Here is a 22,245-nt window from a genome sequence, read left to right on the forward strand (position 1 = left end):
CCCGCGAGACACGCATGCCCGCCCCGAAGCACATCGCCCTGCGCCTCGGCATCGCACCCGCCGACCCAACCGTCCGAACGACGTACGGTTCCTCGCCGACGGCAAACCCGCCCGGCTCTCCGTCAGCTGGGAGCCCATGGCCGTCACCGGCGAGACGCCGATCCTGCTTCCCGGGATGGGCCCGCTCGCCGGTGCAGGCGGGTCCAGCGGATGCACTCATTTGGCGTCAACATCGAAACGTCGGTAGAGGTCCCGCGGCCTGCCCGGGGTCGCGTGGCCTGGGGGATCCGGCGCCTGGCTTCATCGGGCGGTCTCCCCCATCAGATCCAGGACGTCGAGGATGGCCATGGCAAAGCGGCGCAGATGGCCGCGTGCCTCCTGGGCGGAGGGCCGCTCGGCGTGAAGGCGGTTGACGAGTCGCACCTCGTCGACCGGATAGGGCTGCACTCGGTGCGGCACGATCTGAACGAGTTGGTCAACGACTCTGCGGAACCGGCCAGCCAGAGCCGCAGCTTCGTCCGGAGTGGGTGAGGCGTGCTCGCCCAGCAAGGCCTCGAGGTCCTCGTAGACGGTCTCTTCGACCAGATCCTGGCGCAGCGCGATGAGAAGGGTCTGCAGCGCGGACCTGTCGGTGGTCCACTGGGGCAGTTCCTCGACCGGGCAGGAAGGTGTGGGCATCAGGTCCTCCACGGGATGGTGAGGGAGCACCAGGTCGCGGACCCGTGGGGGCTGACGCCCCAGTCGGTGGCGATGGCGGAGACGAGCAGCATGCCGCGGCCGCTTTCCTCGTCCGGCGCCGGCTGATGCACCTGCGGAGCGTGCGGGGAGCCGTCGTCGACCAGGATCACGAGCACGTCGGCGGTGAGGAGGAACCGGAAGGCGATTTCCGGTCCGGTCCCGTACCGCAGCGCATTGGTGACGAGTTCGCTGATCAGCAGCTGTGCAGGGTCGATGAGGGGTGTGAGCTGCCAGTGCCGCAGCTTGGCAGCCGTGATCCGCCTCAGACGTCCGACCCACAGTCCCTCGTACGCCGGCATGGCCTCGCCTGCCGCGCGCGGGGCGCGCGCGATGCGCAGCTCGAGGTCGTCGAGCGCGCTCTCGGAGGGTACGGGGAGGTATTCGGTAAGTTCCGAGCCGACCGTCATCGTGCTGCTCTCCCCTGCCTCAGTGAGTCCGAGGCGTGTGGACCAGCGCGACGCCGAAGGTGAGGACCGCAAGGCGGTTCGGTCGCCATGACTGCTTCGGTGATCCAGGTCCGCAGCGGTGGCTCCCGTGAGGTCATGAGTGGCCGCCTCCTTGCTCGCTCGTCACACTGTCGGGGGTCTGGCGTGGCTGAGGGGGTATGGCAGGGGACGTGGTGACCGTCGGGTCGCTCGCCACAAGGACCGGGTCGTCGCTGCTGATCAGGGCGGAGAGTTGAGGGAGGCGGCGGGGACGCTGCTGCATCTTGGCGTAGCGGCGTCCCAGGCCGTCGCGGGTGACGCGAACCTCCTGCCAGCCCAGCTCCTCGCGGAAGTAGCAGGCCAGCCGGTTGTCTGGAACAGTGCAGCGCACCCACTGCAGCTCGAGGTCAGTGCGCCGGGCGGCGTAGTCGAGCACCCACAGGGTCATCAGCCGCGCTAGTCCGGCGTCGCGCTGGTCGGGATGGGTGTACATCGTGGCCAGGCTCATGGACGGCTCCGCGCGCTCGCTGAAGGTCCATCTCCATACGGGTGAGGTGGCGTGCAGGACGACGCAGCCCACGGCGTCGTTGTTCTCCGTGAGCAGCATCAACGCCATGTCGTCGCCGGTATTTCCGATCAGCACGCGGAGGGCGATGCTGTCTGCGGGTAACAGGCCATGCCGACGAGCCCAGTCATCGCGCGCTCGGAGGAGTTCATGGACCACCTGGCGGTCGTCGTCAGTGGCCGGGCGCATCTCGTACACCAAAATCTCGTCTCTCATGAGGGCCTTGTGGGGCAGATCACGGACCGCACTGCGCGGCAAGCTGAGTTCACTGCCGCGTAGTGGACGTGCAGGTCACGGCAGCAGCGAGCGAGGGGAACCACGGCCACCGTGTCGTGCGCGGTGTACATGGGTCGGGCGCTAAGGAAGTGCGCGGCCTCGTCGAGACTGCGCCGTGCCAGGACGTGCAGGCGTTCGTTCTGCGGCGAAAGGGCCTCCAGGACGCCCTGCACCTCCAGGGCCAGCAGGGCGAGGTGGCCGCGCAGGAGCAGCGCGAGGAGTTCGGATTCCGCCCGGTCCGGGCGCAGCGCGCGAGGGTCCAGCACGCGCTCGATGACGGCTCCGGTCAGGACCGTGTCCACGGGCAAGGCCTGGTGGGCAGCGGTCTCATGCTCGACAGTGACGATCACGGCTGGCCCTCGCTCTCACCGGACGGTGCCTGATGAGTCCACCCCGCCGGGATCCGTAGGGCCCCAGCACGTAACGCGTGCCAGGTCCAGCGCAGGGCCGGCCCGGGCGCTCTACCGGGGAACTGGGGCTCCATCGAGCTCTTGCAGTTCCCAACTACGGTCGCGGAGTTCAGCACGTGCCTCCCGTGGTGGCCAGAAGGCGACCGACCTGCACATGCCATGCCAGGCGGCCGATGGAGACGGGTCGTCGAGTACGCGGGGAAGGTCACGGGGCTTCCCTCCCGGCGTCGGCCGTCTCGATCTCGGCCCAGATGACGGAAGTGCCGTCGTGCTGGATGTGTCCGAAGCGGTCAGCGGTTCGCGTCAGGAAGGTGAGCACGTGGACGTGGACCGCTTCGCTGAGCGCGGCGGGGACCGGTGCCGAAATACGGAGACCGGTGTCGGTGGCTTCGGTGCGGACGGCGCCGGGGTCGTCGCAGTCCAGGGGTGCGCCGAGCGCGGTGCTGAGCATGGAGGCGATCGCGGTGGCCCTGGTCGTCGGCGAGCTCACGGATCTCCCCTGTACACACGTGATCACTTAACGTATATCTAATGCATTAGCTTGTACCTGATGCATTAACTTGTCAATCGAGAGCCGTGAACCGGCACCAAGACAGCCGCCGACCAGTACGGAGTCCGCGCATGGGCAACGCCGAGCCGCCGCCGCACCAGGTGGTCGCAAGCGACCTGCGGCGTCGACTCGCGGAGGGCGAGTGGGAGGTCGGCGCGAGACTGCCCTCCCGCGCACAGCTCGCCCAGCACTACGGCGTAGGCCCAAACGTGCTGCAGAAGGCCCAGGAACGACTCATCGTCGAAGGGCTCCTCGAAGGCCGCGCGGGATCAGGGACCTATGTGGCCCCGCCGCGCCAGCGGCGCCGGATGATCCGCTCCCGGCACCGCGAACGCCGCGGCGGCAGCCCCTTCCGCGCCGATATGTGCGAGGTCGGCAGCAACGGCACCTGGGAGTCGTCCTCCGAGGCCCGCACACCCGCCCCGGAGAACATTGCCCGGCGCCTCGGCATCGAGCCCGGCGACTTGACCGTGCGCACGGCGTACGAGTTCCTCGCCGACGGCAAGCCCGCCCAGCTTTCCGTCAGTTGGGAACCCATGGCCATCACCGGCGACACACCCATCCTGCTTCCCGAGATGGGCCCCCTCGCCGGCAAGGGAGTGGTCGAGCGGATGCGCGCCATCGGTATCGACATCGAAACCTGGCTGGAGATCCCACGGCCTGCCCGCGCCACCCCCGAGCAGGCCGACCTGCTCGGTCTCAACGCCGGCGACCTGGTCCTGGCGATCGAGCGGACGTACTACGCCAGCGACGGCCGCGCCGTGGAGACTGCCGACATCGTCGTCCCTGACCGCAGCTGGGAAGTAGCCTACGAGTTCGCAGTCGACCCGCCCCAGTCCGGCTGACCATCCGCCGCCAGGCCCCAGCATGGCCGCCGCGCAGCGCCTCATCGAGCGGCGATCACCGCCGCCGGTCCTGCGTACACAGATCACAGCCCGGGACGAGATCGACAAGAAGTCGTACGAGGGGGATCGGACTGGTGGGCTCGCATGTTGAGGTGTCGCGTATTCGCTGACGGCTGCCTGGCTGCGTTGACGGTGAGTGATTGATGTAGACGGCTCACCTTCGGCTCGGCGGGTGTAGGAAGATCCCGGCATGGACAACTGCGACAGTCATCAGGCCGTGCAATCGCCGCGATTACGGCCCGGGGATCGGGTGCGGATCGTCTCTCCAGCCAGTCCACCCAGCCGCGAGGGAGTCGCCCGTGGCGTCGAGCTACTGACGTCATGGGGGCTTCGGGTCGAGTTGGGCGAGCACGTCTTCGACCAATGGGGGTATATGGCCGGCCGAGATGAGGATCGCGTCTTCGACCTGAACTCCGCGTTCGCTGACCCGGGAGTCCGCGCGGTGATTGCCACCCGGGGCGGCAAAGGCGCCTACCGCATCGTCGACGACCTGGACATCGACGCCCTGCGGCGCGACCCAAAACCCTTGGTCGGCTTCAGCGACATCACCCACCTCCACCTTGCCCTGTGGACCGGGCCGGCGTCAGCCGAAGCCCTTCGCCGCGCGCTGATGACCACCGACCCTGTCATCCTCCACCGGGACACCAGCCAAGCCACCGCGGCGGTCACCGTCGAGGGCACCGCGACCGGTGTCTTGGTCGGCGGCAACCTTGACGCGATCCGCACCGAGGCCGGAGCCGGTCTGCCGAGCCTTAAGGGGGCGATCCTCTTTCTCGAGCACCAGAGAGGCACAGGGCTGGGAGAGGTCGACCGCGCGCTGACCCAGCTGACCCGTACTGGGGCCCTGGAGGGACTGCGCGGTGTCGCACTTGGCCAATTCCTCGGCTTCGACCAGGATGCCGATGATTCAACCCTGGGGGGATGGGGCATCGCCGACGTACTGCGCGACCGGCTGACACGCCTGGGTGTTCCTGTTCTCGGCGGACTCCCTGCCGGACACGGCCTGCATCCTCCGACCATCCCGCTTGGCACTCAGGCCACGATTGACACCGTCGAGGGAACCTTGACGGTTCAGCCAGCCGTCGCCTGACCGTCGACCGCCTTACCCAGCGTGGAAGGCCCACGCGGCGGTGATTGATCGGCCAGTCATTCACCTACGGCATGCCCTCCTGGGCGGTCCGGTGTGTCAGATCGTCCGTGGCGGTCTTGTCCTGCCAGGCGAGCGGCCTGAACTGGGGGGAACGTCGTTGGAACTGTGCGCGGCCAGCTTTCCAGTGTTCGTAGGCGTCTGTGCTCATCGACTGCAATTCTCCAACTCCGCGCGGGCGTCGCCCGCACCCGATCACGTGCGGGCTCTTCGGCCATGTCACCGCCGTGGTCCGGTCACCGCGAATGACCGTCTGGCCGGTCAGATCAGGGTTTCCAGGTGCGCAGGAAGGAGGCGATCCGGGCAGCGGTGCAGCGTGGGTTGTTCAGCTCGTGGGCGAGTGCGGTGAGCTGTTCGCGGGTGGGGTTGACGGGGATATTGCTGGCCTCGAGGTACATGACGGCGACGGCGCAGGCGACGGTGAGGTTGGAGCGTTCCAGCCAGCGGCAGCGGCCCAGGTTGTGCACCAGGGCGGCGGCACGCGCGTAGGGTCCGTCGTAGACGGGGTGGTCGAGGAGTTCACCGCGGTGTCGGGCGACAGCAGCGACCGGCACGCCGTAGTCATCCACGCCCGGGTCGCGTTGACCGGCCCGCTCTGCGACTTCAAGGATCCAGGATTCGTCGACGTGCAGGATCACGCGGCGGCGCCGGGCTGCGGCTGGGCGTATGGGGCGTCGAGCTGCTGCTCCAAGTTGTCGAGGAAGGCGCCGTGCTCCTCGATGAGGCGCTGCGCGGCGGCCATGCCGGCGGCGCGGGCACCGGTGGTGTCCTCGATGATGAGGCGCTCGACGTACCGGTTGAAGTCCAGGCCGCGGGCAGCGGCGGCGCCCTTTCCTGCGGCCAGCACGTCGGGCTCCAGCCGGACCTGTGTCTGCTTCTTCTCGGTGGCCATACACGCATGGTAGCAGGGTGGTAGCAGGAAGGGTGTGGGACCGCCAAAGCACGGCCGAGCGGGTACTGAGCTGCAGATTCGGGTGGCACAGGGGTGTGGTTCCCTCCGGGCCACCTGACCTCTGCTCCCGGTCTGCGGCCGGTGAACCGTGGCGGCCTTCAGCAGCGCAGGCCGACGATGCCCCAGCCGCGGCGCTCTGCTTCTGTGACCACCTCTCCCCAGTCGGTGAGGAAGTCGGCAAACGATTCGAACGTCTTGATCCATCCGCTGGGCTCCGCAGCGTGCTGTGTGAACGGTTCACGCAGCACCTCCAGCTGCGGTGCTGCCTGCCGCCACCATCCGGCGATCACCGGCACGTGATCGGGCGGACACCACAGCAGCAGTTCCGCGTCCCAGGTGTACGGCAGCTCCGGGAGCCCCGAACCGACCCCGGTGGTGTCCTCCAGACGGCCCCAGAACAGTGCGTCGTTGAACCGGTCCAGTACGTCGCGCACCGTGGGCTCGACGAAGTCGCGCATGTGGTCCCAGCGGTGACCGGCCCAAAAGTGCGGCTTGTAGGAGCCGTGCGCGTTCCGCAGGGCATACCTGCCGTACCAGTCCTCACCCGGCTGCGTGGGCCACGACCAACCGTGCTCGAAGAGGTCGTCGCTATACACCTCTCCGAACGCGGCATCGACCAGCAGCTCTTCCTGATAGCCGGGCCCCGCCGACTCCACCCGCGGCCAGTCCACGATCAGCACCTCTATCCCCACACCCATCACACCAGCGTATGACGGGGAAACAGGATTGATCACCGCAGCGTTGACGGACCAGGCTTTCGACTCCGCCACGCCGTGGAGGGCAAGATCACCGTCATCTTGCCCGCCGTCGACTGCCCGCTGCACCCGAACGAAGCGCACATACGAGAGACCGGCCGCTCTCGGGTAATCGGCTCTACGGCCAGGCGAGCTTGCCGTCTCGGACGACCAAACGCTCGAATCGGTCCGACTCTGAGCTGTCCCGAGTTTCGTAGGGTCCGGTGATCTCGTTTCAGGCGGACTGCGGGGTGGCTTCCTAGTGTCGCCACCAGTCGCGTTCGTACTCGGCGGGGGGTACGTAGTCGAGGGCGGAGTGGAGCCGTTCCTCGTTGTACCAGGTGACCCACTGGAAGATCGCCCGTTCGACCTGGTCGAAACCGGTCCAGGGGCCTTGCATCTCGATGGCCATCGCGTTGTCATACGAGTCCGCGACCGAGCCGACGGACGCGGCGGCCCCGATTTCGGCGAGCCGGCCGGTGTAGCGAATCGACACGTATAGGGCGAGTTCAACCGGTCGTTGCAACACCGGGCTGCAGTAGTGAGCGTAGCTGCTCCTCGAAGACCTCGGCCGGGGTCTTCCAGCCGAGGATCTTGCGGGGTCGGTTATTGATCGCCAGGGCGACGGCTTCGAGGTCCTCGGCGGACCACCGGGACAGGTCGGTGCCCTTCGGGAAGTACTGCCGCAGCAGCCCGTTCGTGTTCTCGTTCGTGGGTCGCTGCCAGGGCGAGTGCGGATCGGCGAAGAACACCTTCGTCCCGGTCTCGAGCGCGAACTGGGCATGCCCGGAGAGTTCCTTCCCGCGGTCCCAGGTCAGTGTCTTGCGGAGCTGCTCGGGGAGCTTCGTCATCGACACAGCGAGGGCAATGTTCATCGTGACGGCGCCGTAACCGCCCAACGCCGGGCCGTTCTTCACGGGCGGCACCTCGCCCCAGCCCTCCATCCTCGGCAGATGCACCAGGAGGGTGGATCGGCTGCTACGCTCGACGAGCGTGCCGATCGCGGACCGGCCCGTCCCGATGATCAGATCGCCTTCCCAATGCCCCGGGACCGCGCGGTCTGCGGCCTCTGCAGGACGTTCACTGAGGACGACATCCGCGGTGACATGCCCTTGCGGCTTGTTCCGTGACCTTGACCGGGGCTCTCGAAGCGCCCGCCCGGTGCGCAGGCAGGCGACCAGCTCACGCTTGAGCGCACCACGGCCCTCGATGAACAGCGACTGGTAGATCGCCTCGTGGCTGATGCGCATGGACTCATCCTCGGGGAAGTCGGCCTTCAACCGGTGCGAGATCTGTTCCGGGCTCCATGCTGTCGCCCACCGCCTGTCTTGCCGGTGCGGCTTGTTCAGCCCTTTCCACGGAGGCGTCTGCGGTCCTGCGGCGACGGTCCCGTCAGGCCGGTGAACGTTCCCCGACAACCTCTCCTGAACGTACTCACGCAACCGGTCGTTGCCCAGGAGCTTCGCGCTCTTCGGGCGTTTGGCCGCCTGCTGAGCCTTCCACTGGGCGACCGTCGCGCGGTACTCCTGCTTGCCGCTGCGCGTGGCGGCGTTGCGGCGCAGTTCTCGAGAGATTGTCCCGGGGTCACGCCCCAGGGCGCGGGCGATCTCGCGCACACCCTTGCTCATCGCTCTGAGGATCGCGATCTCCTCGCGTTCCTCGAACGTGAGGTACCGGCCCGAGGGCTCGGCCAACGAGATCGGAGGCATGCCGCCAGCGTGACGAAACCACCTCGCACCCACCGGCCACGACACGCCGACCGCCAGCGACGCCTCGGCCGTCGTGACGCCCGTGGCGATCAGTCGCCAGAACTGGCGCTGCACGACCCGAGACGGATCAGGCCGCCCCGGCGAGCGCATCGCCGGCCGCAACGCACGGTCAGCGCGCCACTGCCGACGCCGCCCCTCCGGAACATCGCTGGTCTTCAAACTCCAGTCCGCCGTGGCCACGTCGCACACCTCCGAGATCAGGGTGTTGCGACGACCAGTTGAATCCACCTAGCGACCCCCTGTCGCTGTGATGGACCAGCCCGGAGTCCTTCTTGATCCGCCGCCTCCACAGCGCCATCTCCAGCGCATCCAGCGGGAGTTCGGTGCGCATGTGGTTGGCGACCTGCCAGCCGACGATCATCCGGGAGAACACGTCCAGGACGAACGCCACATACACCCAGCCCGTCCAAGTGCGGACATACGTCATGTCCGCCACCCACAGCTGATCCGGCCTGGATGCGGTGAAGTCGCGGACCAGGTCCGGCGGCCGGGGCGCCGATGGCTCAGGCACGGTGGTCGGCCGCCGCTGACCGCGGATGACGCCCTCCAGGCCCAGCTCTTCCATCAGCCGCTCGACGGTGCAGCGGGCCACCTGCACACCCTTGCGCTTGAGGGCGCGGGTGATCCGGCGGACGCCGTAGGTGCCGCCGGACTCGGCATGGACCTGTTCGATCAGCGGCATGAGCTGCTCGTCACGCAGCCGGCGGGCCGACTTCGGCCGCTTCTTGCGCGCGTAGGACGCCGACTCGGACAGCCCCAGCACCCGGCAGGCGAACCCGACCCCGAGGCCCTTGTCCCTGAGGTGCTCGATCACCTGGTCGGCCTCGTCCGGGGACGGTCGAGTTCCGCCGCAAAATACGCGCTCGCGGCCTTCAGAGTCTCTCGTTCGCCCGCCTCAACTCCGCGTTCTCCCGGCGAAGTTGCCTCAGTTCTTCCTGCTCGGCGGTGGTCAGCCGGTCGTCGCGTTCGCCGGTGTCCGCCTCGGCTTGGCGGACCCAGCCGCGCAGGGCCTCCTTGTGGATGCCCAGGTCCTTCGCGACATGCGCGATCGGACGTGCCGGTGGTGCGGACCTCGCGGACGGCCCGCTCGCGGAGCTCGTCCGGGTACTTACGTGGTGCTGGCACTGCTCGTGGTTCTCCTTCGGGCCAGGATCATAAGCCTGGCTTCAGGTACTCCACCAAACCGGGGTCAGCTCAGTTCCTGAGGCCGACATGACAGGACGTCGGCTATGACTGGTCGGCGAACGGCTAGCTGGGCTGGCATGACACAGGGAACGAATGATCGGTTCCCGGCACGCCACGTCGAGGGTGCGGGAACCGATCACTGTGTGGGCGTTACGCCGCGGTGATGCAGGTCTTGAGACCGTAAACCGGCCCCCAGTCACCGCTTGCGGTGTGGTAGAAGGCGTTGGGGGTCGTGTAGATCACCGTTCCGCCGGACCCGTACATGTACACGCGTCGGTGCTGCGTCTGGTTGTTGCCCCAGGAACCGCCGCTGAGCAGGTACGAGCTGGTGTTGTAGTAGCCGCAGTAGTAGAAGTCATACTCGTCGCCGGTGTACGCGGATCCCGTGTACCCGCAGAAGTTCCCATACGGGCAGGAATCCGAGGCTGCTGGCGCGTAGGTGGTACGCAGGTCCCTGGCGTACCTCTCGCCGGGGACGGCCACGGTGGCCTTTCCTCCGCGGAAGGCAACGGTGTTCGGGCCAATCTGTCGACCATGTGTCCTTGCGACCACTTCATCGACTCTTTGCTGGAGGATCCTCGTCTGCTTGGCGGTCAGTCCCGCGCGCTGTGCCTGAGCCGCGTAGGAGTTGCCGGCCGTTTCGGCCGAGGCGGCTTGCGTGCTGAAGGCAACGGCCAGGATGGCCATCATCGCCATCAGCAGCAGTCTCGGTTTACCAGACATCAGGTTCACAGTTCACCTCTCCTGTTGCGTTTCGAGGGGCAGCTCCGCCCGCCCCCGTGAGGCAACGGCCGCTCCGGTCACCAACGCGGTCCGTTCTGCCCGGCACTCCGGCACGCGGCTCCCCCGGCGGCCCAGGCATACGGATGTCCGGTCCGCGCCTTCCGTGTTCGGACCTCACGGCCGAGACTCGGCATGCCCGCTACAAGTCACATGGTCGAGGACCTGACGGAAGCGCCGCAAAGCATTCGTTCCTGGCCGAACACCGCAGGTCTGATGCTGTCCGCAAACGGCTACACACGGGGGAACAGATGCTTCGCGTGCACTTCACGCCAGATGACCTCCTCCAGGTCACCTTGGCGCCGGCTCCGGCACCGCTGATGGAACTGGTCCTCGCCACCGCCATGCTGCAACAGCACGACATCGACCCCGTCTTCCGGCGCTGGCAGCATCGCTCGCTTCGAACCCTCCCCCGCGCCGCGCGTCCCCTGCTGGACCTCATACCTCCGACCGGGAAGGGCCCACTGTTCCTTGATCCCCTCAGCCGGGGACTGGATGACGGTCTCGACCAGGTCCGGGCAAGCCCAGCCGCCTTCGTACAGGCCGACCTGAAGCGCGTGTGCGCTGCCGAACGGATGCCGACTGCGTGGACGATCCGCCTTGCCCAACAGGACCGCGATGCCTGGCAGATCCTTCACAACGGGGTACGTGCCGGGCACGACGGCCTCTTGGCGCCCGCCTGGGAGCGGATCACGTCCGGCTTCGATACCGAACGGGCGTGGCGCACCCAGAACCTCGCACGGCACGGGCTCCGTCAGATGCTGGCCGGCCTCACCCACGGAATCCGCTGGTCCGGGACTGTCCTGGAGATCTGCTCTCCCGAGCATCGCGAGATCCACCTGGCAGGGCGCGGCATCACCGTGCTTCCATCGGCCTGCTGGGCCGGCCGGCCGCTGATCGGTGTCTATCCGCACGGTCCCGCGGTGTTGGTCTACCCGGCCGTTACTCCGCTTCCGCTGCTGGAAGAGCCCTCGGCCACCGACCCGGTAGCCGCCCTCCTGGGACGTACCCGCGCCGCGATCCTGGCCCTGCTCACCCGGCAGCGCACCACCACCGACGTGGCGCGCGAGCTCGACATCAGCAAGTCCTCAGCCTCCGAGCACACCAAGGCGCTCCGGCATGCCCGCCTGATCGTCAGCCAACGCGAAGGACAAGCGGTCTGGCACACCTGCACGCCCCTCGGTCTCGAACTCATTGGCAGCACTGGCCCAATCAGCCCCGGCACACGCAATCCGGTGCCGCCGGCACAAGGTTAGGACCCCAGCAGCGGCTTGATCTCTGCGCAGGCCAAAGCATTGTCCGCCGGGACGGGTGGCCTTCTCCCAAGGGTTGCGGTGGCTGGTTAAAGGATCACAGACCGACGGCGGTGGAGGCCGCACCGTGCGCGGGTGCGGCCTCCACTCAAGGGGAGGCCCCCACAGCGTCGCCCTCTTCAACGATCACGCGGCCGGGACGCAAACGGCAGGAATCCCGCACTCACTGCGTCAGGTCAAGGTCACGTGGCCACAGGCCCGTCGGGGGGCGGCTCATCCGCGTACTCCCCCGTGACCAGGTAGACCACGCGCCGGGCCACGGACACCGCATGGTCGGCGAACCGCTCGTAGTAGCGGCCGACCAGCGTGACGTCCACGGCTGTCTCCACCCCATGCTGCCACCGGTCGACGGTCGACTTACTTCTTCAGGTTCTCGCGCGCCTTCTCCGGCCTGACGAGCGAGGTCTTCGGGTCGTAGGGCTGCACCCGGATCTTCAGCGCCGACAGTCTCCGCGCGAGATCGTCGGCGACGCTGTGCAGGCCGACCAGGTTCACATCCCCTCGCTGGCGGGTCGGGGGCAGTTCGTCGGGGTAGCTGTCGAGCGGTCCCAGCGGTTCGTGCAGGTCGGTCAAGGGTTCCTCCCGTGCCGGGCGCTAACCTTCCGATTCTCGATCCGCCCCGAGGCCCAGACAGCGCGAAGGCGCAGATCAGCCACGCGCTGGTCGGTTGCCATCCCCTCAGCGGTCGCGGTCCGCTCCCCTGCCCTGATCCGGCCGGGGCGTGTGGTGCTGCCGCTGGTCGGCGGGATGGGCGGCGTCAACCGGCTGCTGGGGCTGCGGCCGGTCGGCGACGGCGCGGCGGCGGGCATCGGCCGCCCTGGTGATGGCGGCGAGCCGGTCAAGGTTCTTCGGGGTGCGTATCCACGTCGCCGGGTCGGTCGTGCCGCCCTCCAGTAGCTCCGGCATCGCCGCCTGCTGGTGGGCTTGGATGGCCGCGGCATGCTGCGCCGGGGTGAGGGTGGCGTCCCGGTCCGGGTGGTCGGACGGCGTGCGGTGCGGCCGCCGCCTGGTGGTGGTCGTCGGCAAAGAGCTGTGGTCGATGCCGTCGCGGCCGGGGCTCCGTCCCGCGTGGCGGGTGTGATGCGGGCGTCACGGATCGCGTTCTGCAGGGCGAGGCTGGCGACCCGGGCGTGCTCGTATCTGCTCGACTCCCGGGGCGGTTTGCCGTCGGTGCCGGCGATTCACCACCGGTGGGGCCAGGCGAAATCGGCGGTGTAGGTGAGCTGGTCGGGCGACGGGGCCCGGCGGCCGGGCTGTGGGACGGTGAGCCGACGGGCGTGGCGGGTCAGGGCACGATCGGCGATGTAGTCGTCCAGGCCACGCGTGAACTCACGGCCGCGCAGGGTCTCCAGCAGGTGTCGGGGCTTCGGCCAGGACGTGACGGCGGGCGAAGGCGCGGCGCACGGTGAAGACGGCCGCGGCGACGTCGACGGCGGCGAGCGCGGTGTCCACCAGCGGGCCCACCCGGGCCCGGATCGCCTTCCCGGCCGCACGGCAGCGCTCCAGGAGCCCGTCGACCATCCGCTTACCGAAGCGCAGGATCGCGGACGCACGCCACCATGCACGCAGTTACTCCAGCGGGCACGGGGTCTTCTTCTCCGGGCGGGTGTCCTGCGCCGCCCACCACCCGAGACCGGCGCGGCCGCGCTCGTCTGGCAGCCGCCCATGTTTCTGCGCGTACGTGTAGGTGAGGCCCTCCATCACGTCCTCGATCCGCTGAGTGCCTGTTGCTGAGCCGATCACGACATGCCGCCTTTCCGGCAGGGAGCGGCGACATCAGCAAGGTGGGCGCTCGCCCTGGTGGCATGTCAGAGTGTGCCGTCCGGCTGATCTTCGTGTATGTGCTGTTGAGCCGAGCCTGGCTGCGGGGACCTGTCAACCGCTCCTCTCCCATACCCGAACCCCGATGGCGGGGCCCCCGCCATCGGGGTTCGGGGGGCCGAGCGGGGCGCGTGTGCACGGCATTGAGGCGTGCACAGCGAATCTCGACAAGGAGAGCTCATGAAGCAGGTGTGCCTGCGGGGGGCGGCGGTCACTTTCGGCCTGACCCTCGGCCTGGCGGCGGTACCTTCGGTCGCGTACGCCCAGACCTCCGTCGCGTGCGGTGACAGCGCCGGGCTGATCACGGTCATCCAGAACGCCGCCTCCGGCGACACGATCAGTCTGGCCAAGGGATGTACCTACGCCTTCGGTAGTGCGTTCGACGGGGGGGGGAACGCGCTGCCGCCCATCACCAAGAAGCTCACCATCAAAGGTGAGGGCTCGGCCCTCGTACGTTCCAACCGGGGATCGCTGTTCCGCCTGCTCAAGGTCGCCCAGAGCGGCGACCTGACGCTGGATGGCATCGAGATCAGTGCCGGCCACACCGGGACGGACGGGGGCGGTATCGCCAACGAGGGCAAGCTGACACTCGTGCGCAGCGAGGTCACCGGGAACACGGCCGACCAGGACGGCGGCGGCATCAGCAACGAGGGCGGAACGGTCACCCTCCGCGACAGCAGTGTCGCCGGTAACACCGCTCTCAGTAGGGCCGCCGACGACGGCGGCGGCCTCAGCAACAACAACGCGGGCACCCTCACGCTGAAACACACCAGCGTCATCGGTAACACGGCCGACCAGGACGGCGGCGGCATCGACAACAAGGGCGTCCTGTCCATCGAGGACAGCACCTTCAGCGGCAACACTGCCCGGGACGACGACGGCGGCGCCATCAACAACAGCGGCACCGGAAGCGTCACGGTCAAGGGATCCAAAATCGTCGACAACGTCGCCGGGCTCGACGGGGGTGCCATCAACAACGGCGAACAGGCCAAGCTTGATATCTGGGACACCGACCTCTCCGAGAACATCTCGGGCAACGACGGCGCCGCCGTCAACAACGAGGGCACGGCGACCCTCACGAAGACCGAGGTCACGAAGAACTCGGCCGGCCGTGACGGCGGCGGCATCAACAACGAGGCGAAGGGAAGCCCCGCCCACCTCACGCTCAACCACAGCAGGGTCACCGACAACGTTGCCGCGCGCAACGGCGGCGGCATCAACAACCAGACCGGTGCCTCCGTGACGCTCAACGACAGCCAGGTCGTCAGGAACCGCCCCAACAACTGCCTCCCGCTGATTACCATCGCGGGCTGCCAGAACTGATCGTCAGCACGCGGGCGGGCAAAGGAGGGCCAACCCCCCCTTGCCCGCCCGCGTCGCCGTCGACCCGCCTGCCGGCTCCGGGTGGCTGAGGCGGTAGGAGGCGTGGACGTCCGTGACGGCTTGCTGCCAGGCGGTCCGAAATGATCACTTCACAGACGCGCAGGTACCGTCTCCCACGGTTAGCGGTACCTGACGTGCGGTGCCCCGTGACGGAGAGTCAGATGGTCTCCATGCGAAGATCCACAATCCTGAACTCCGCTCGCCCACGCCTGACTGCTGCCGCCGTCCTGGTCGCAGCCCTCTCGCTGCTGTCCGCGCTCCCGGCCGTTCCCTCCTCGGCCGAGGACATGCCGGTGCGCGGCACCGCCTACATGGGCATGTCCGTCCTCACGCATGACGGCCGCGACGGCACGCCCGAAGCCCGCCCTGCCGACGCCAGGGCTGGTGAAACCGAGGGCGTGGACGTCGCCAGCTACCAGCGCGACGTGGCCTGGCCGACCCTGTGGGGCAGCGGCGTCAAATGGGCCTACACGAAGGCGACGGAGGGGACGTCCTACACCAACTCCTACTTCGCCCAGCAGTACGACGGAGCCCACGACGTGGGAATGATCCGCGGCGCGTACCACTTCGCGACCCCGGACCAGGCCGGCGGTGCCGCCCAAGCCGACTACTTCGTGGATCACGGCGGCGGCTGGTCCAACGACGGTCAGACACTGCCGGGCGTACTCGACATCGAGTGGAACCCGTACGGCGACGACTGCTACGGCAAGTCGACGAGCGCGATGGTCACATGGCTGCGTGACTTCCTCGGCCGCTACAAGTCCCGCACCGGGCGCGACGCGGTGATCTACACCGCCACCAGCTGGTGGGCCACCTGCACGGGCAACTACGCGGGCTTCGCCGCCACCAACCCGTTGTGGATCGCCCGGTACGCGTCGACGGCGGGCACACTGCCGGCCGGCTGGTCGTCGTACACGATGTGGCAGTACACCTCGAAGGGTCCCACGGTGGGCGACCACGACAAGTTCAACGGCGCCGTGGACAAGGTGCGCGCCCTGGCCACCGGCTGACTCACGCCGTCGCATCCCCCTGTCCCGTCCAGGCGGATGAGTGCCCAGGCGCTCGACCGGCGTTCCTTCATGCGCATCGCGCAGATGGCACTCGTGACCGAATGATCACCCACGGCGGTTGCCTCGAACACCACTCGGCTGGCCACAACGCACTGAGCCATGCCCGCCACCCTGCCCGGGCGGGCGATCAGCCCGTTGATCATGCGCGAATGCGGTGAAGTGGATCCGCCCGAAGGGATCACAGACCGGCGCGGTGGAGGCCGCCCCGGGTGCGCAGGTGCGGGCTCCACGCGTGAGGGAGAAAGGACCTCGCCCTCTTCAACGATTACGCCACCGGGATGCAACGGCAGGGTTCACGCAGTCACCCGGTCGCGTCAGGGTCACATGGCCGCAGCCCATCGGTGAGCAGCTCATCCGTGTGCTCGCCCGTGACCAGGTAGACCATGCGCCGGGCCACGGACACCGCATGGTCGGCGAACCGCTCGCAGGAGCGGCCGACCAAGGTGACGTCCACGGGTGCGGCTCGTCCATAACGGTCGTCGTCCTGCCTCCAGCTGAAGTGTCGCCCTGACGTCCTGCGCGGTGATCACTTGGGCGGGCTGCGCCATCAGACACTGCGCGCGCTGACCCATCTCCAAAATCGGGCTCTCCTGCCGTATGTGTGGGTCATGCTGGGGCGGGTTGGCGTCCGGGGAGCTGGGGGGCGGGGCCGGCGAGGGTGAGCATGACGAGGGCGATGACGGCGTCGGCGGAGTGGAAGCCGAAGCCTCTGCGGATGATCAGACGGGTTTTGGTGTTGGTGGACTCGATCAGTCCGTTGCTCATGCCGGTGGTCAGCGCGGAGCGGATTGCCTGGTAGTGGCGGCGGATACGGCGTTGGAGGTCGACGAAGACGCCGATGCGGCAGCGGCGGGCCCAGCCGATCCACCGGTCCAGTGCCCGCAGGGCGGCGGCGGGGCGGGACTTGGCCAGGGTGAACACGGCCCGCAGGGCCTCCTTCAGGCGCCAGGCGCGGTGCAGGCGGGGATCGGTGGCGGCGATCCAGGTGAGTTTCGCGGCCTGCCGGTCGGTGAGGTCGGCTTCGTTCTTCCACAGGGCGAAGCGGGAGTCTTTCAATGCCCGGGCCCGCTCGTGATCCTGGGCCTGGCGGCGGGCGCGGTTCCAGCTCGAGCGGCGTTCGGCATCCAGGGCGTCGGTGGCCCAGGCGATGACGTGGAAGGGGTCCATGACGCGCAGGGCATGCGTGGCCCGGTGTTCCAGGACGTCGGCGATCCAGGCGGCGCCGTCGGCGCTGATGTGCGTCAAGCGGGCGGCGCGGTCGGCGCCGAGTTGGTCGAAGAAGCGGTGCAGGACGTCCTTGCCGTGCCCGTCGGCCATCCACACCACCCTCGCGGTGTCGTGGTCCACGGCGACCGTCATGTACTTCTGTCCGCGGCGGTGGCTGATCTCGTCGATGCCGATCCGCCGCAGCCCCGACAGCCGGTCGACCAGCCGGTCGCGGTCGGCGACGTACCGCTCGACGATCGCGCCGATGGTCCGCCAGGAGGTACGCATCAGTTGCGCGGCCGCGCTCTTGGAGCACTCGGCAGCCATCCATGCCGCCTGGGCGTCGAAGGCGTGGGTGAGCCCGGCGCCGTGACGGGCCCAGGGCACCGCGGCGACGGTCGTCCCGTGCTCCCGGCAGGCCACCCGCGGCGCGTCCGCCTCCAGGAACACCCGCAGCACCCCGTGGTCGAGGTCCCGCCACCGGCGCCGCCCCCGCCCCGCGTCGTACCAGGGCGCCGGACGCCGGCAGATCCCGCACCGCTGCCGACGGCGCGCATCGGGCCGTACCGACACGACACACACTGTTCGTTTTCATCGATCCGGACGCCCTCGACCACCGTATGTTCGGCCGTCAGCGTGCGCTTCCATATCCTGAAGAGGGACACGCCGTTTTCCTGCTTGACCCAACTTGAGCCCAGACACCTCAAGGATCACAGGAGTCGGCGTGTTTCCTGTATCGGGGCAGCTCAGGGCGCCCACACATACGGCAGGAGAGCCCGAAGAAGCCGAGGTACGTACCGGCGGCTGCCTGTGCGGCCGTATCCGCTTCACCACCCGGGGTCCGGCAGTCTTCCCCACACCTGCGCCTGCGAGCATTGCCAGAAACTCGGCGGCGCCCCCGTGATGTGGTGGGTGGGCTTCGAGACGGTCACCTGGACCGGCGAGAGCGAGCCGACCTGGTACGAAACCTTCGAAGGCGAGGCGAAGCGCGGCTTCTGCCCGACCTGTGGCAGCCGCGTCGCGGCGATCGACAGCGACATCCCGGAGATCGGCATCAACGTCACCGCCCCTTGACGACACCAGCGGCACAGAACTTGTCCCCATTCACGTGTCCTTCCGCGACAACGCCGTGCACTGGCTGCCTCCGGTGCCGGAGACCGAGCACAGCGCAGCCGGTTGACCGCCCGTCCGCTGGTCGGCGACTTCCCCCGCTCCCTCGATGGTTCCGGCCGGGATCCTGTCCTCGCCGGCCAGCAGGGCGCTAACCCCGAGGCCGCAGCGGGACCTGCTCGGCCTTTATCCGCCCAGGCGACGACTGACAACCTGCCCCTCGCCAACGACGTGTTCGTCATGTCTTGGCTCAGCTCGCGGCCGCGTTTACGGCGCGGCCTTCACTCGTGCGGGCGAACCAGAGGCTTCAGCTGCACTTTTGACCATATGTGATGACTAGTCTTGTGATGACGGCGAGTAGTCAGCGGCGAGTGCGTGGCACGGTCTACGGGCCCGGGGGGTGCGGTGGAGGTCAGGGACGTGCGTCACGCGTACGGCCGTCGCGAGGTTCTGCGGGGCTTAGACCTTGACCTGCGGCCTGGTCTGCTGGCCGGGATCGTCGGGGAGAACGGTGCGGGCAAATCGACGCTGTTGAAGATCTTGTCCGGTGAGCTACGCCCGCAGCATGGAACGGTCCGTCACGGGGGCACTTTCGGCTACTGCCCACAGGACGTAGTGGTCAACGACGCGCTCACCGTGCGGCAGCATCTGGAGTTTTTCCGCGTCGCGCGAGGGCTGCCGGATCTTCGACATGCGGAGGAGGCCATGGAGGTGCTGCGGTTGTCGGAGTACGCCGATGAGCGGGCCGGCCTGCTCAGTGGCGGGACCCGTCAGAAGCTGAACCTGACCCTGGCGCTGATGCATGACCCGCAGGTGCTTCTGCTGGACGAGCCCTACCAGGGTTTCGACTGGGACACCTACCTGTGGTTCTGGGACTTGGCGGCACGGCTTCGTGACGCGGGCCGCTCGGTTCTTGTCGTCTCGCACCTGGCCTATGACGCCGAGCGCCTGGATGAGTTGTGGCGGCTTCAAGGCGGCGTCCTGCACCCCGCGACGGCGGTGCCGGCATGAGGCGACACCTGCATCTGTTCGTCACAGCGTGCCGCTTCGACCTGATCGAGCACGCCCGCAACAGGCTCGCCATGGTTCTGGTCGCCCTGTTCATCCCCTCCTGGGTCAGCCTGGCCTACGCGGTCATCCCCAGCAGGACGGTGACGTTCAGGCTGCGCGCGACGGGCCGGCTCCTGGCACCGGCCGGCAACCAGATCACGCAGATCACCGGAGCGATCAACGCCGTCACCCTGATCACCGGGTTCATGATGTTCGCCGCCACGTTCAACGGCGGACGATTCGACCGCCGTCTGGCCATGGCCGGCTACCCCCGCATCCATCTCGTCCTGGCCAAGACCACCTCTTTGACCCTGACCTCGGGCACCATCGCCGCCTATGCCACCGCGGTGATCTGCACGGCCTGGAGCCCGCGTCAGCCCGTGCAGCTCGCCGCGGCCCTGTTCTGCGGAGCGATGACCTACGGGGTACTCGGCGTCGTCTTCGCCTCCCTGCTGCACCGGGAGGTGGAGGGCATGTTCGCCCTGGTCATGACCAGCGTCGTCGATGTCGGCCTGCAAAGCCCGCTGGCCAGCGGCGGCAACAGCACGGCCGTGGACTTCCTGCCTACCTACGGCACCATGCAGGCTGCCACCGCGGCAGGCTTCACCCACACACCCCTGCCCGGCAATCTGGCCGTCCAGATCCTGTGGTTCGCCGGCGCCGCACTCCTGGGCCTGCTCGCCTTCCACCGCCGCACCAAAAACGCCCTGACCGCAAGACCTCCCTTCCGTCTGCCATGGCCACCCAGGCACCGGCAACCTGCGCGCCCGGCCCGGGCCACGTCGACGACCCGCTGAGCAGCATCCCGGTGCGACGGGTCACGAGCGCCTCGAGGGATACCTCGCGCCCTCATCGCAGAGCGAGTCCTGGCTCCGGAAGGGTGCCGGTTGACCAGAAAGGGTTCACAGATGCTGGTAAGGCGTTGGCTGGACGCGGCGGGTATCACTGATCCCGTCCTTCGGCACTGCTACACCGTGTGCGCGCGCGAGCTGGCCAACCTCGACGGAGGGATCCCCCGTTGGCTGATCTCGCGCGGCGTTCCGGCAGCAGTTCGGCCTCACATGATGGCAATTGGCGCACACGCGTCTCGTGCTGACGCCTACGCGGATAGCGGCCCGGTCGAGGACCGGCAGCGCCGACTGGCTGCCTTCGCGGAGGCCACCAGCGCGGCCTTCGCTGGCGGTGGCTCGCCCGACCCTGTCCTGCATGCCCTCGTGCACACCTACCAAACCTTCGGCATGCCGCTGTCACAGATCCAGGACATGTTCACCGCGATGCAGCGCGATGTCGACTTCCGTGACTTCGCCACCTTCGAGGAATTGCGCCAGTGGGCTGAGCAGTTGAACGCCGGTGGCTGGGCCAGCCTGTTTCGGACGATGACAGCCACCGAATGTGTGGAAGTAGAGGCACTCATACGCGAGTTCGCCGTGCTCTGCCAGGTAACCGATGTGCTGTGTGACCTGTCAGAAGACCTTGATGACGGGCGTCTGTACCTGCCACTGGAAGATCTCGACCGGTTTGGCTCCTGCAGACCTCAAGGCCAAACGCTGGACACCGGCTATGGCCGACCTCACCGCGTTCGAGGCCGCGCGCGTCACTGATCGGGTCTCCGCCTGGATGGTTGAACTGGACCACAGCCCCGTAAGCCTGTTCGCCCACACTCTGGGCGAGCACGCCGCGCTGCTCATCACCCGAGTGCTGGCCGCAGGCCCGGATGTACTGCACCGATCGGCCCGGCCACCTCTGGGCACACTCCTCAACGTGTGGCGCCCTCTGATGCGCACCGCGATCCCCTGCTGACCCGTGGAAGGATGCGCGATGACCATCGCTGTGGGCCCAGAGATCGCCCTGATCGAAGCCGAGTTGCTGCGCTGGGTGGGCAGCGGCGACAGCCCGCTGGAGCTGGCCTGCCTGGACGCCCTGTTCCCCCCGGGCAAGCTCCTGCGCCCGGTCCTGTGCATGGAGTCGGCCAAAGCCGTGGGCGGCACCGCCGAGCAGGTGCTGGCGTTCGCGGCCGGCATGGAATGCCTGCACGTCGCCAGCCTCGTCCACGACGACATCATCGACCAGGACCCGGTACGCCGCGGGCGGGCCTCCACCGCCGAGCAGTACGGCCTCGCCGAAGCCCTGGTAGCAGGCGACGGACTGTCGATGGCCGGAATGGCAGCCATGCTCAGCTCCGGCCCCGCCGAGCGCGTGCTCCATGCAGCACGGATCACCGTCGACGCCCTACGCCACATGTGCCAGGGCATCATGCGCGAAATGCAAATCCGCGGCGACCTGACCTGCGGAGCGCCGACGGCCCTGAGCATCATGCAGGCCAAGACCGCTGTGCTGACCGGCGCCGCCTGCCAGGCCGGGGCAATCCTGGCCGGAGCAACCCCACAGCAGCACCAGGCCCTGCGCCAGTACGGAGAACAGCTCGGCATGGCCTTCCAGATCCGCGACGACCTGCTCCCCTACACCGCCGAGGACCAGCGCACCGGCAAGACAGCCACCAGCGACGTCGCCAACCTCCAACCCACCCTGCCCGTCCTGCTCGCCTACGAAGCCGCCGACGAAGCCGACCGCAACCTCCTGGCCACCGTATTCCGCGACGGCACCGATCCCGTCACCGCACACCGAGACGTCCTCGCCGTGCTGACACGCACCGGCGCTCTCAGCCAGGCGGCCCGGATGGCATCCTCCAGCGCCGAACAAGCACGCGCCGAACTCACCGGACTGCCGGGCTCCACCCAGCTCGCCGCAATGGCCACATCAGCAGCCGACCGCCAGCGCTGACAGCGCGCCTGTCCGGCACGGCTGGGCCAAGCCCCCTCGATCTCTACTGCCGCACCAGCCCCACAACAGCCTCAG

At 68.2% G+C, this 22,245-nt stretch carries 29 protein-coding genes and 3 pseudogenes; 11 read left to right on the forward strand and 21 right to left on the reverse strand.

Annotation, left to right across the window (positions count from 1 at the left end; all coding sequences use genetic code 11):
• Window positions 1-300 precede the first annotated feature (300 nt).
• The 5 genes from ASC56_RS35570 to ASC56_RS35590 all read right to left on the reverse strand — a co-directional run bounded on the left by ASC56_RS35570 (window position 301) and on the right by ASC56_RS35590 (window position 2,904).
• Window positions 301-678 carry a DUF6415 family natural product biosynthesis protein gene (locus ASC56_RS35570; protein ID WP_159039809.1) on the reverse strand — a complete coding sequence of 126 codons (378 nt, stop codon included), beginning with the start codon at window positions 676-678 and terminating at the stop codon, window positions 301-303.
• A complete protein-coding gene (locus ASC56_RS35575) occupies window positions 678-1,145 on the reverse strand; it encodes an ATP-binding protein (RefSeq protein ID WP_055495749.1) in 468 nt (155 codons plus the stop codon). The genes ASC56_RS35570 and ASC56_RS35575 overlap by 1 nt, the downstream gene beginning before the upstream one ends.
• 133 nt (window positions 1,146-1,278) lie before the next feature.
• Window positions 1,279-1,944 carry a GNAT family N-acetyltransferase gene (locus ASC56_RS35580; protein WP_159039810.1) on the reverse strand — a complete coding sequence of 222 codons (666 nt, stop codon included), beginning with the start codon at window positions 1,942-1,944 and terminating at the stop codon, window positions 1,279-1,281.
• On the reverse strand, window positions 1,941-2,354 hold the full coding sequence (locus ASC56_RS40955; protein ID WP_159039811.1) for a DUF6415 family natural product biosynthesis protein: 414 nt from the start codon (window positions 2,352-2,354) through the stop codon (window positions 1,941-1,943). The genes ASC56_RS35580 and ASC56_RS40955 overlap by 4 nt, the downstream gene beginning before the upstream one ends.
• A gap of 265 nt (window positions 2,355-2,619) precedes the next feature.
• Complete coding sequence (locus ASC56_RS35590; protein ID WP_055495752.1) at window positions 2,620-2,904, reverse strand: hypothetical protein; 285 nt, start codon at window positions 2,902-2,904, stop codon at window positions 2,620-2,622.
• Between the two features lie 131 nt (window positions 2,905-3,035).
• On the opposite strand from ASC56_RS35590, the gene ASC56_RS35595 reads away from it, so the two are divergent.
• Window positions 3,036-3,809: a GntR family transcriptional regulator gene (locus tag ASC56_RS35595; protein ID WP_055495753.1), complete on the forward strand. Its 774-nt coding sequence runs from the start codon at window positions 3,036-3,038 to the stop codon at window positions 3,807-3,809.
• 250 nt (window positions 3,810-4,059) lie between these two features.
• A complete protein-coding gene (locus ASC56_RS35600; protein WP_055495754.1) occupies window positions 4,060-4,959 on the forward strand; it encodes an LD-carboxypeptidase in 900 nt (299 codons plus the stop codon).
• A 64-nt stretch (window positions 4,960-5,023) separates the two neighbouring features.
• Here the strand turns inward: ASC56_RS35600 and ASC56_RS40960 are convergent, their stop codons facing one another.
• The 9 genes from ASC56_RS40960 to ASC56_RS40965 form a co-directional block, all read right to left on the reverse strand.
• Window positions 5,024-5,167 (reverse strand): hypothetical protein, encoded by a 144-nt coding sequence (locus tag ASC56_RS40960; protein ID WP_159039812.1) that lies wholly within the window; start codon window positions 5,165-5,167, stop codon window positions 5,024-5,026.
• Window positions 5,168-5,282: 115 nt separating this feature from the next.
• Entirely contained in the window at window positions 5,283-5,654 is a 372-nt protein-coding gene (locus ASC56_RS35605; protein ID WP_055495755.1) for a hypothetical protein, read from the reverse strand.
• Window positions 5,651-5,908 (reverse strand): hypothetical protein, encoded by a 258-nt coding sequence (locus ASC56_RS35610; protein ID WP_234377232.1) that lies wholly within the window; start codon window positions 5,906-5,908, stop codon window positions 5,651-5,653. Before ASC56_RS35610 ends, ASC56_RS35605 begins: the two co-directional genes overlap by 4 nt.
• A gap of 158 nt (window positions 5,909-6,066) precedes the next feature.
• Window positions 6,067-6,666 carry a hypothetical protein gene (locus ASC56_RS35615; RefSeq protein ID WP_159039813.1) on the reverse strand — a complete coding sequence of 200 codons (600 nt, stop codon included), beginning with the start codon at window positions 6,664-6,666 and terminating at the stop codon, window positions 6,067-6,069.
• 295 nt (window positions 6,667-6,961) lie between these two features.
• Entirely contained in the window at window positions 6,962-7,198 is a 237-nt protein-coding gene (locus ASC56_RS35620; RefSeq protein WP_079102944.1) for an integrase core domain-containing protein, read from the reverse strand.
• Between the two features lie 13 nt (window positions 7,199-7,211).
• Window positions 7,212-8,411: an IS30 family transposase gene (locus tag ASC56_RS35625; RefSeq protein ID WP_199836162.1), complete on the reverse strand. Its 1,200-nt coding sequence runs from the start codon at window positions 8,409-8,411 to the stop codon at window positions 7,212-7,214.
• 169 nt (window positions 8,412-8,580) lie between these two features.
• Window positions 8,581-9,285 (reverse strand): IS3 family transposase, encoded by a 705-nt coding sequence (locus ASC56_RS40325; protein WP_107309454.1) that lies wholly within the window; start codon window positions 9,283-9,285, stop codon window positions 8,581-8,583.
• Between the two features lie 58 nt (window positions 9,286-9,343).
• Window positions 9,344-9,520, reverse strand: coding sequence for a transposase (locus tag ASC56_RS43395; RefSeq protein ID WP_107309455.1), 177 nt, complete (start codon window positions 9,518-9,520; stop codon window positions 9,344-9,346).
• A gap of 286 nt (window positions 9,521-9,806) precedes the next feature.
• Window positions 9,807-10,379, reverse strand: coding sequence for a hypothetical protein (locus ASC56_RS40965; protein ID WP_063785062.1), 573 nt, complete (start codon window positions 10,377-10,379; stop codon window positions 9,807-9,809).
• A gap of 308 nt (window positions 10,380-10,687) precedes the next feature.
• Between ASC56_RS40965 and ASC56_RS35640 the strand changes: the two genes are divergently transcribed.
• The gene (locus tag ASC56_RS35640) at window positions 10,688-11,692 is read left to right on the forward strand and encodes a helix-turn-helix transcriptional regulator (RefSeq protein WP_055495759.1); all 1,005 of its coding nucleotides are present in this window, start codon (window positions 10,688-10,690) and stop codon (window positions 11,690-11,692) included.
• Window positions 11,693-11,931: 239 nt separating this feature from the next.
• On the opposite strand, the pseudogene ASC56_RS39105 reads toward ASC56_RS35640, so the two are convergent.
• The 5 genes and pseudogenes from ASC56_RS39105 to ASC56_RS40970 all read right to left on the reverse strand — a co-directional run.
• Window positions 11,932-12,096 (reverse strand): annotated as a pseudogene (locus ASC56_RS39105) (PhoU domain-containing protein); the annotation flags it as partial.
• A gap of 10 nt (window positions 12,097-12,106) precedes the next feature.
• Window positions 12,107-12,322, reverse strand: coding sequence for a hypothetical protein (locus ASC56_RS35645; RefSeq protein ID WP_055495760.1), 216 nt, complete (start codon window positions 12,320-12,322; stop codon window positions 12,107-12,109).
• A 105-nt stretch (window positions 12,323-12,427) separates the two neighbouring features.
• The gene (locus tag ASC56_RS40335) at window positions 12,428-12,775 is read right to left on the reverse strand and encodes a hypothetical protein (RefSeq protein WP_234377233.1); all 348 of its coding nucleotides are present in this window, start codon (window positions 12,773-12,775) and stop codon (window positions 12,428-12,430) included.
• A gap of 303 nt (window positions 12,776-13,078) precedes the next feature.
• Window positions 13,079-13,270 carry a hypothetical protein gene (locus tag ASC56_RS41410; protein ID WP_055495761.1) on the reverse strand — a complete coding sequence of 64 codons (192 nt, stop codon included), beginning with the start codon at window positions 13,268-13,270 and terminating at the stop codon, window positions 13,079-13,081.
• Between the two features lie 48 nt (window positions 13,271-13,318).
• A complete protein-coding gene (locus ASC56_RS40970; protein ID WP_159039814.1) occupies window positions 13,319-13,492 on the reverse strand; it encodes a hypothetical protein in 174 nt (57 codons plus the stop codon).
• Window positions 13,493-13,750: 258 nt separating this feature from the next.
• Here ASC56_RS40970 and ASC56_RS35660 point away from each other — a divergent pair, with 258 nt between their 5' ends.
• Window positions 13,751-14,893, forward strand: a complete 1,143-nt coding sequence (locus ASC56_RS35660) for a hypothetical protein (RefSeq protein WP_055495762.1) — start codon at window positions 13,751-13,753, stop codon at window positions 14,891-14,893.
• A 230-nt stretch (window positions 14,894-15,123) separates the two neighbouring features.
• Window positions 15,124-15,963, forward strand: a complete 840-nt coding sequence (locus ASC56_RS35665) for a lysozyme (protein WP_055495791.1) — start codon at window positions 15,124-15,126, stop codon at window positions 15,961-15,963.
• Between the two features lie 361 nt (window positions 15,964-16,324).
• Here ASC56_RS35665 and ASC56_RS42610 read toward each other — a convergent pair.
• Window positions 16,325-16,604 (reverse strand): annotated as a pseudogene (locus ASC56_RS42610) (phosphate transport system regulatory protein PhoU); the annotation flags it as partial.
• Between the two features lie 25 nt (window positions 16,605-16,629).
• Window positions 16,630-17,894: pseudogene (locus ASC56_RS35670) on the reverse strand (ISL3 family transposase).
• A gap of 247 nt (window positions 17,895-18,141) precedes the next feature.
• On the opposite strand from ASC56_RS35670, the gene ASC56_RS42615 reads away from it, so the two are divergent.
• From ASC56_RS42615 to ASC56_RS35695, 6 genes are all read left to right on the forward strand, one after another.
• Window positions 18,142-18,303 carry a hypothetical protein gene (locus ASC56_RS42615; protein WP_234377234.1) on the forward strand — a complete coding sequence of 54 codons (162 nt, stop codon included), beginning with the start codon at window positions 18,142-18,144 and terminating at the stop codon, window positions 18,301-18,303.
• A 441-nt stretch (window positions 18,304-18,744) separates the two neighbouring features.
• Window positions 18,745-19,350, forward strand: a complete 606-nt coding sequence (locus ASC56_RS35680; protein ID WP_055495763.1) for an ABC transporter ATP-binding protein — start codon at window positions 18,745-18,747, stop codon at window positions 19,348-19,350.
• Window positions 19,347-20,186, forward strand: a complete 840-nt coding sequence (locus ASC56_RS35685; RefSeq protein WP_055495764.1) for a hypothetical protein — start codon at window positions 19,347-19,349, stop codon at window positions 20,184-20,186. Before ASC56_RS35680 ends, ASC56_RS35685 begins: the two co-directional genes overlap by 4 nt.
• A gap of 111 nt (window positions 20,187-20,297) precedes the next feature.
• Window positions 20,298-20,990 carry a squalene/phytoene synthase family protein gene (locus ASC56_RS35690; protein ID WP_234377235.1) on the forward strand — a complete coding sequence of 231 codons (693 nt, stop codon included), beginning with the start codon at window positions 20,298-20,300 and terminating at the stop codon, window positions 20,988-20,990.
• Window positions 20,950-21,189, forward strand: coding sequence for a hypothetical protein (locus ASC56_RS42620; protein WP_234377236.1), 240 nt, complete (start codon window positions 20,950-20,952; stop codon window positions 21,187-21,189). The genes ASC56_RS35690 and ASC56_RS42620 overlap by 41 nt, the downstream gene beginning before the upstream one ends.
• Before the next feature lie 18 nt (window positions 21,190-21,207).
• Window positions 21,208-22,170, forward strand: a complete 963-nt coding sequence (locus ASC56_RS35695; protein WP_055495765.1) for a polyprenyl synthetase family protein — start codon at window positions 21,208-21,210, stop codon at window positions 22,168-22,170.
• Window positions 22,171-22,245: the final 75 nt, after the last annotated feature.

The sequence above is a fragment of the Streptomyces sp. TP-A0356 genome, from assembly GCF_001417775.1.
GTDB lineage: Bacteria > Actinomycetota > Actinomycetes > Streptomycetales > Streptomycetaceae > Streptomyces.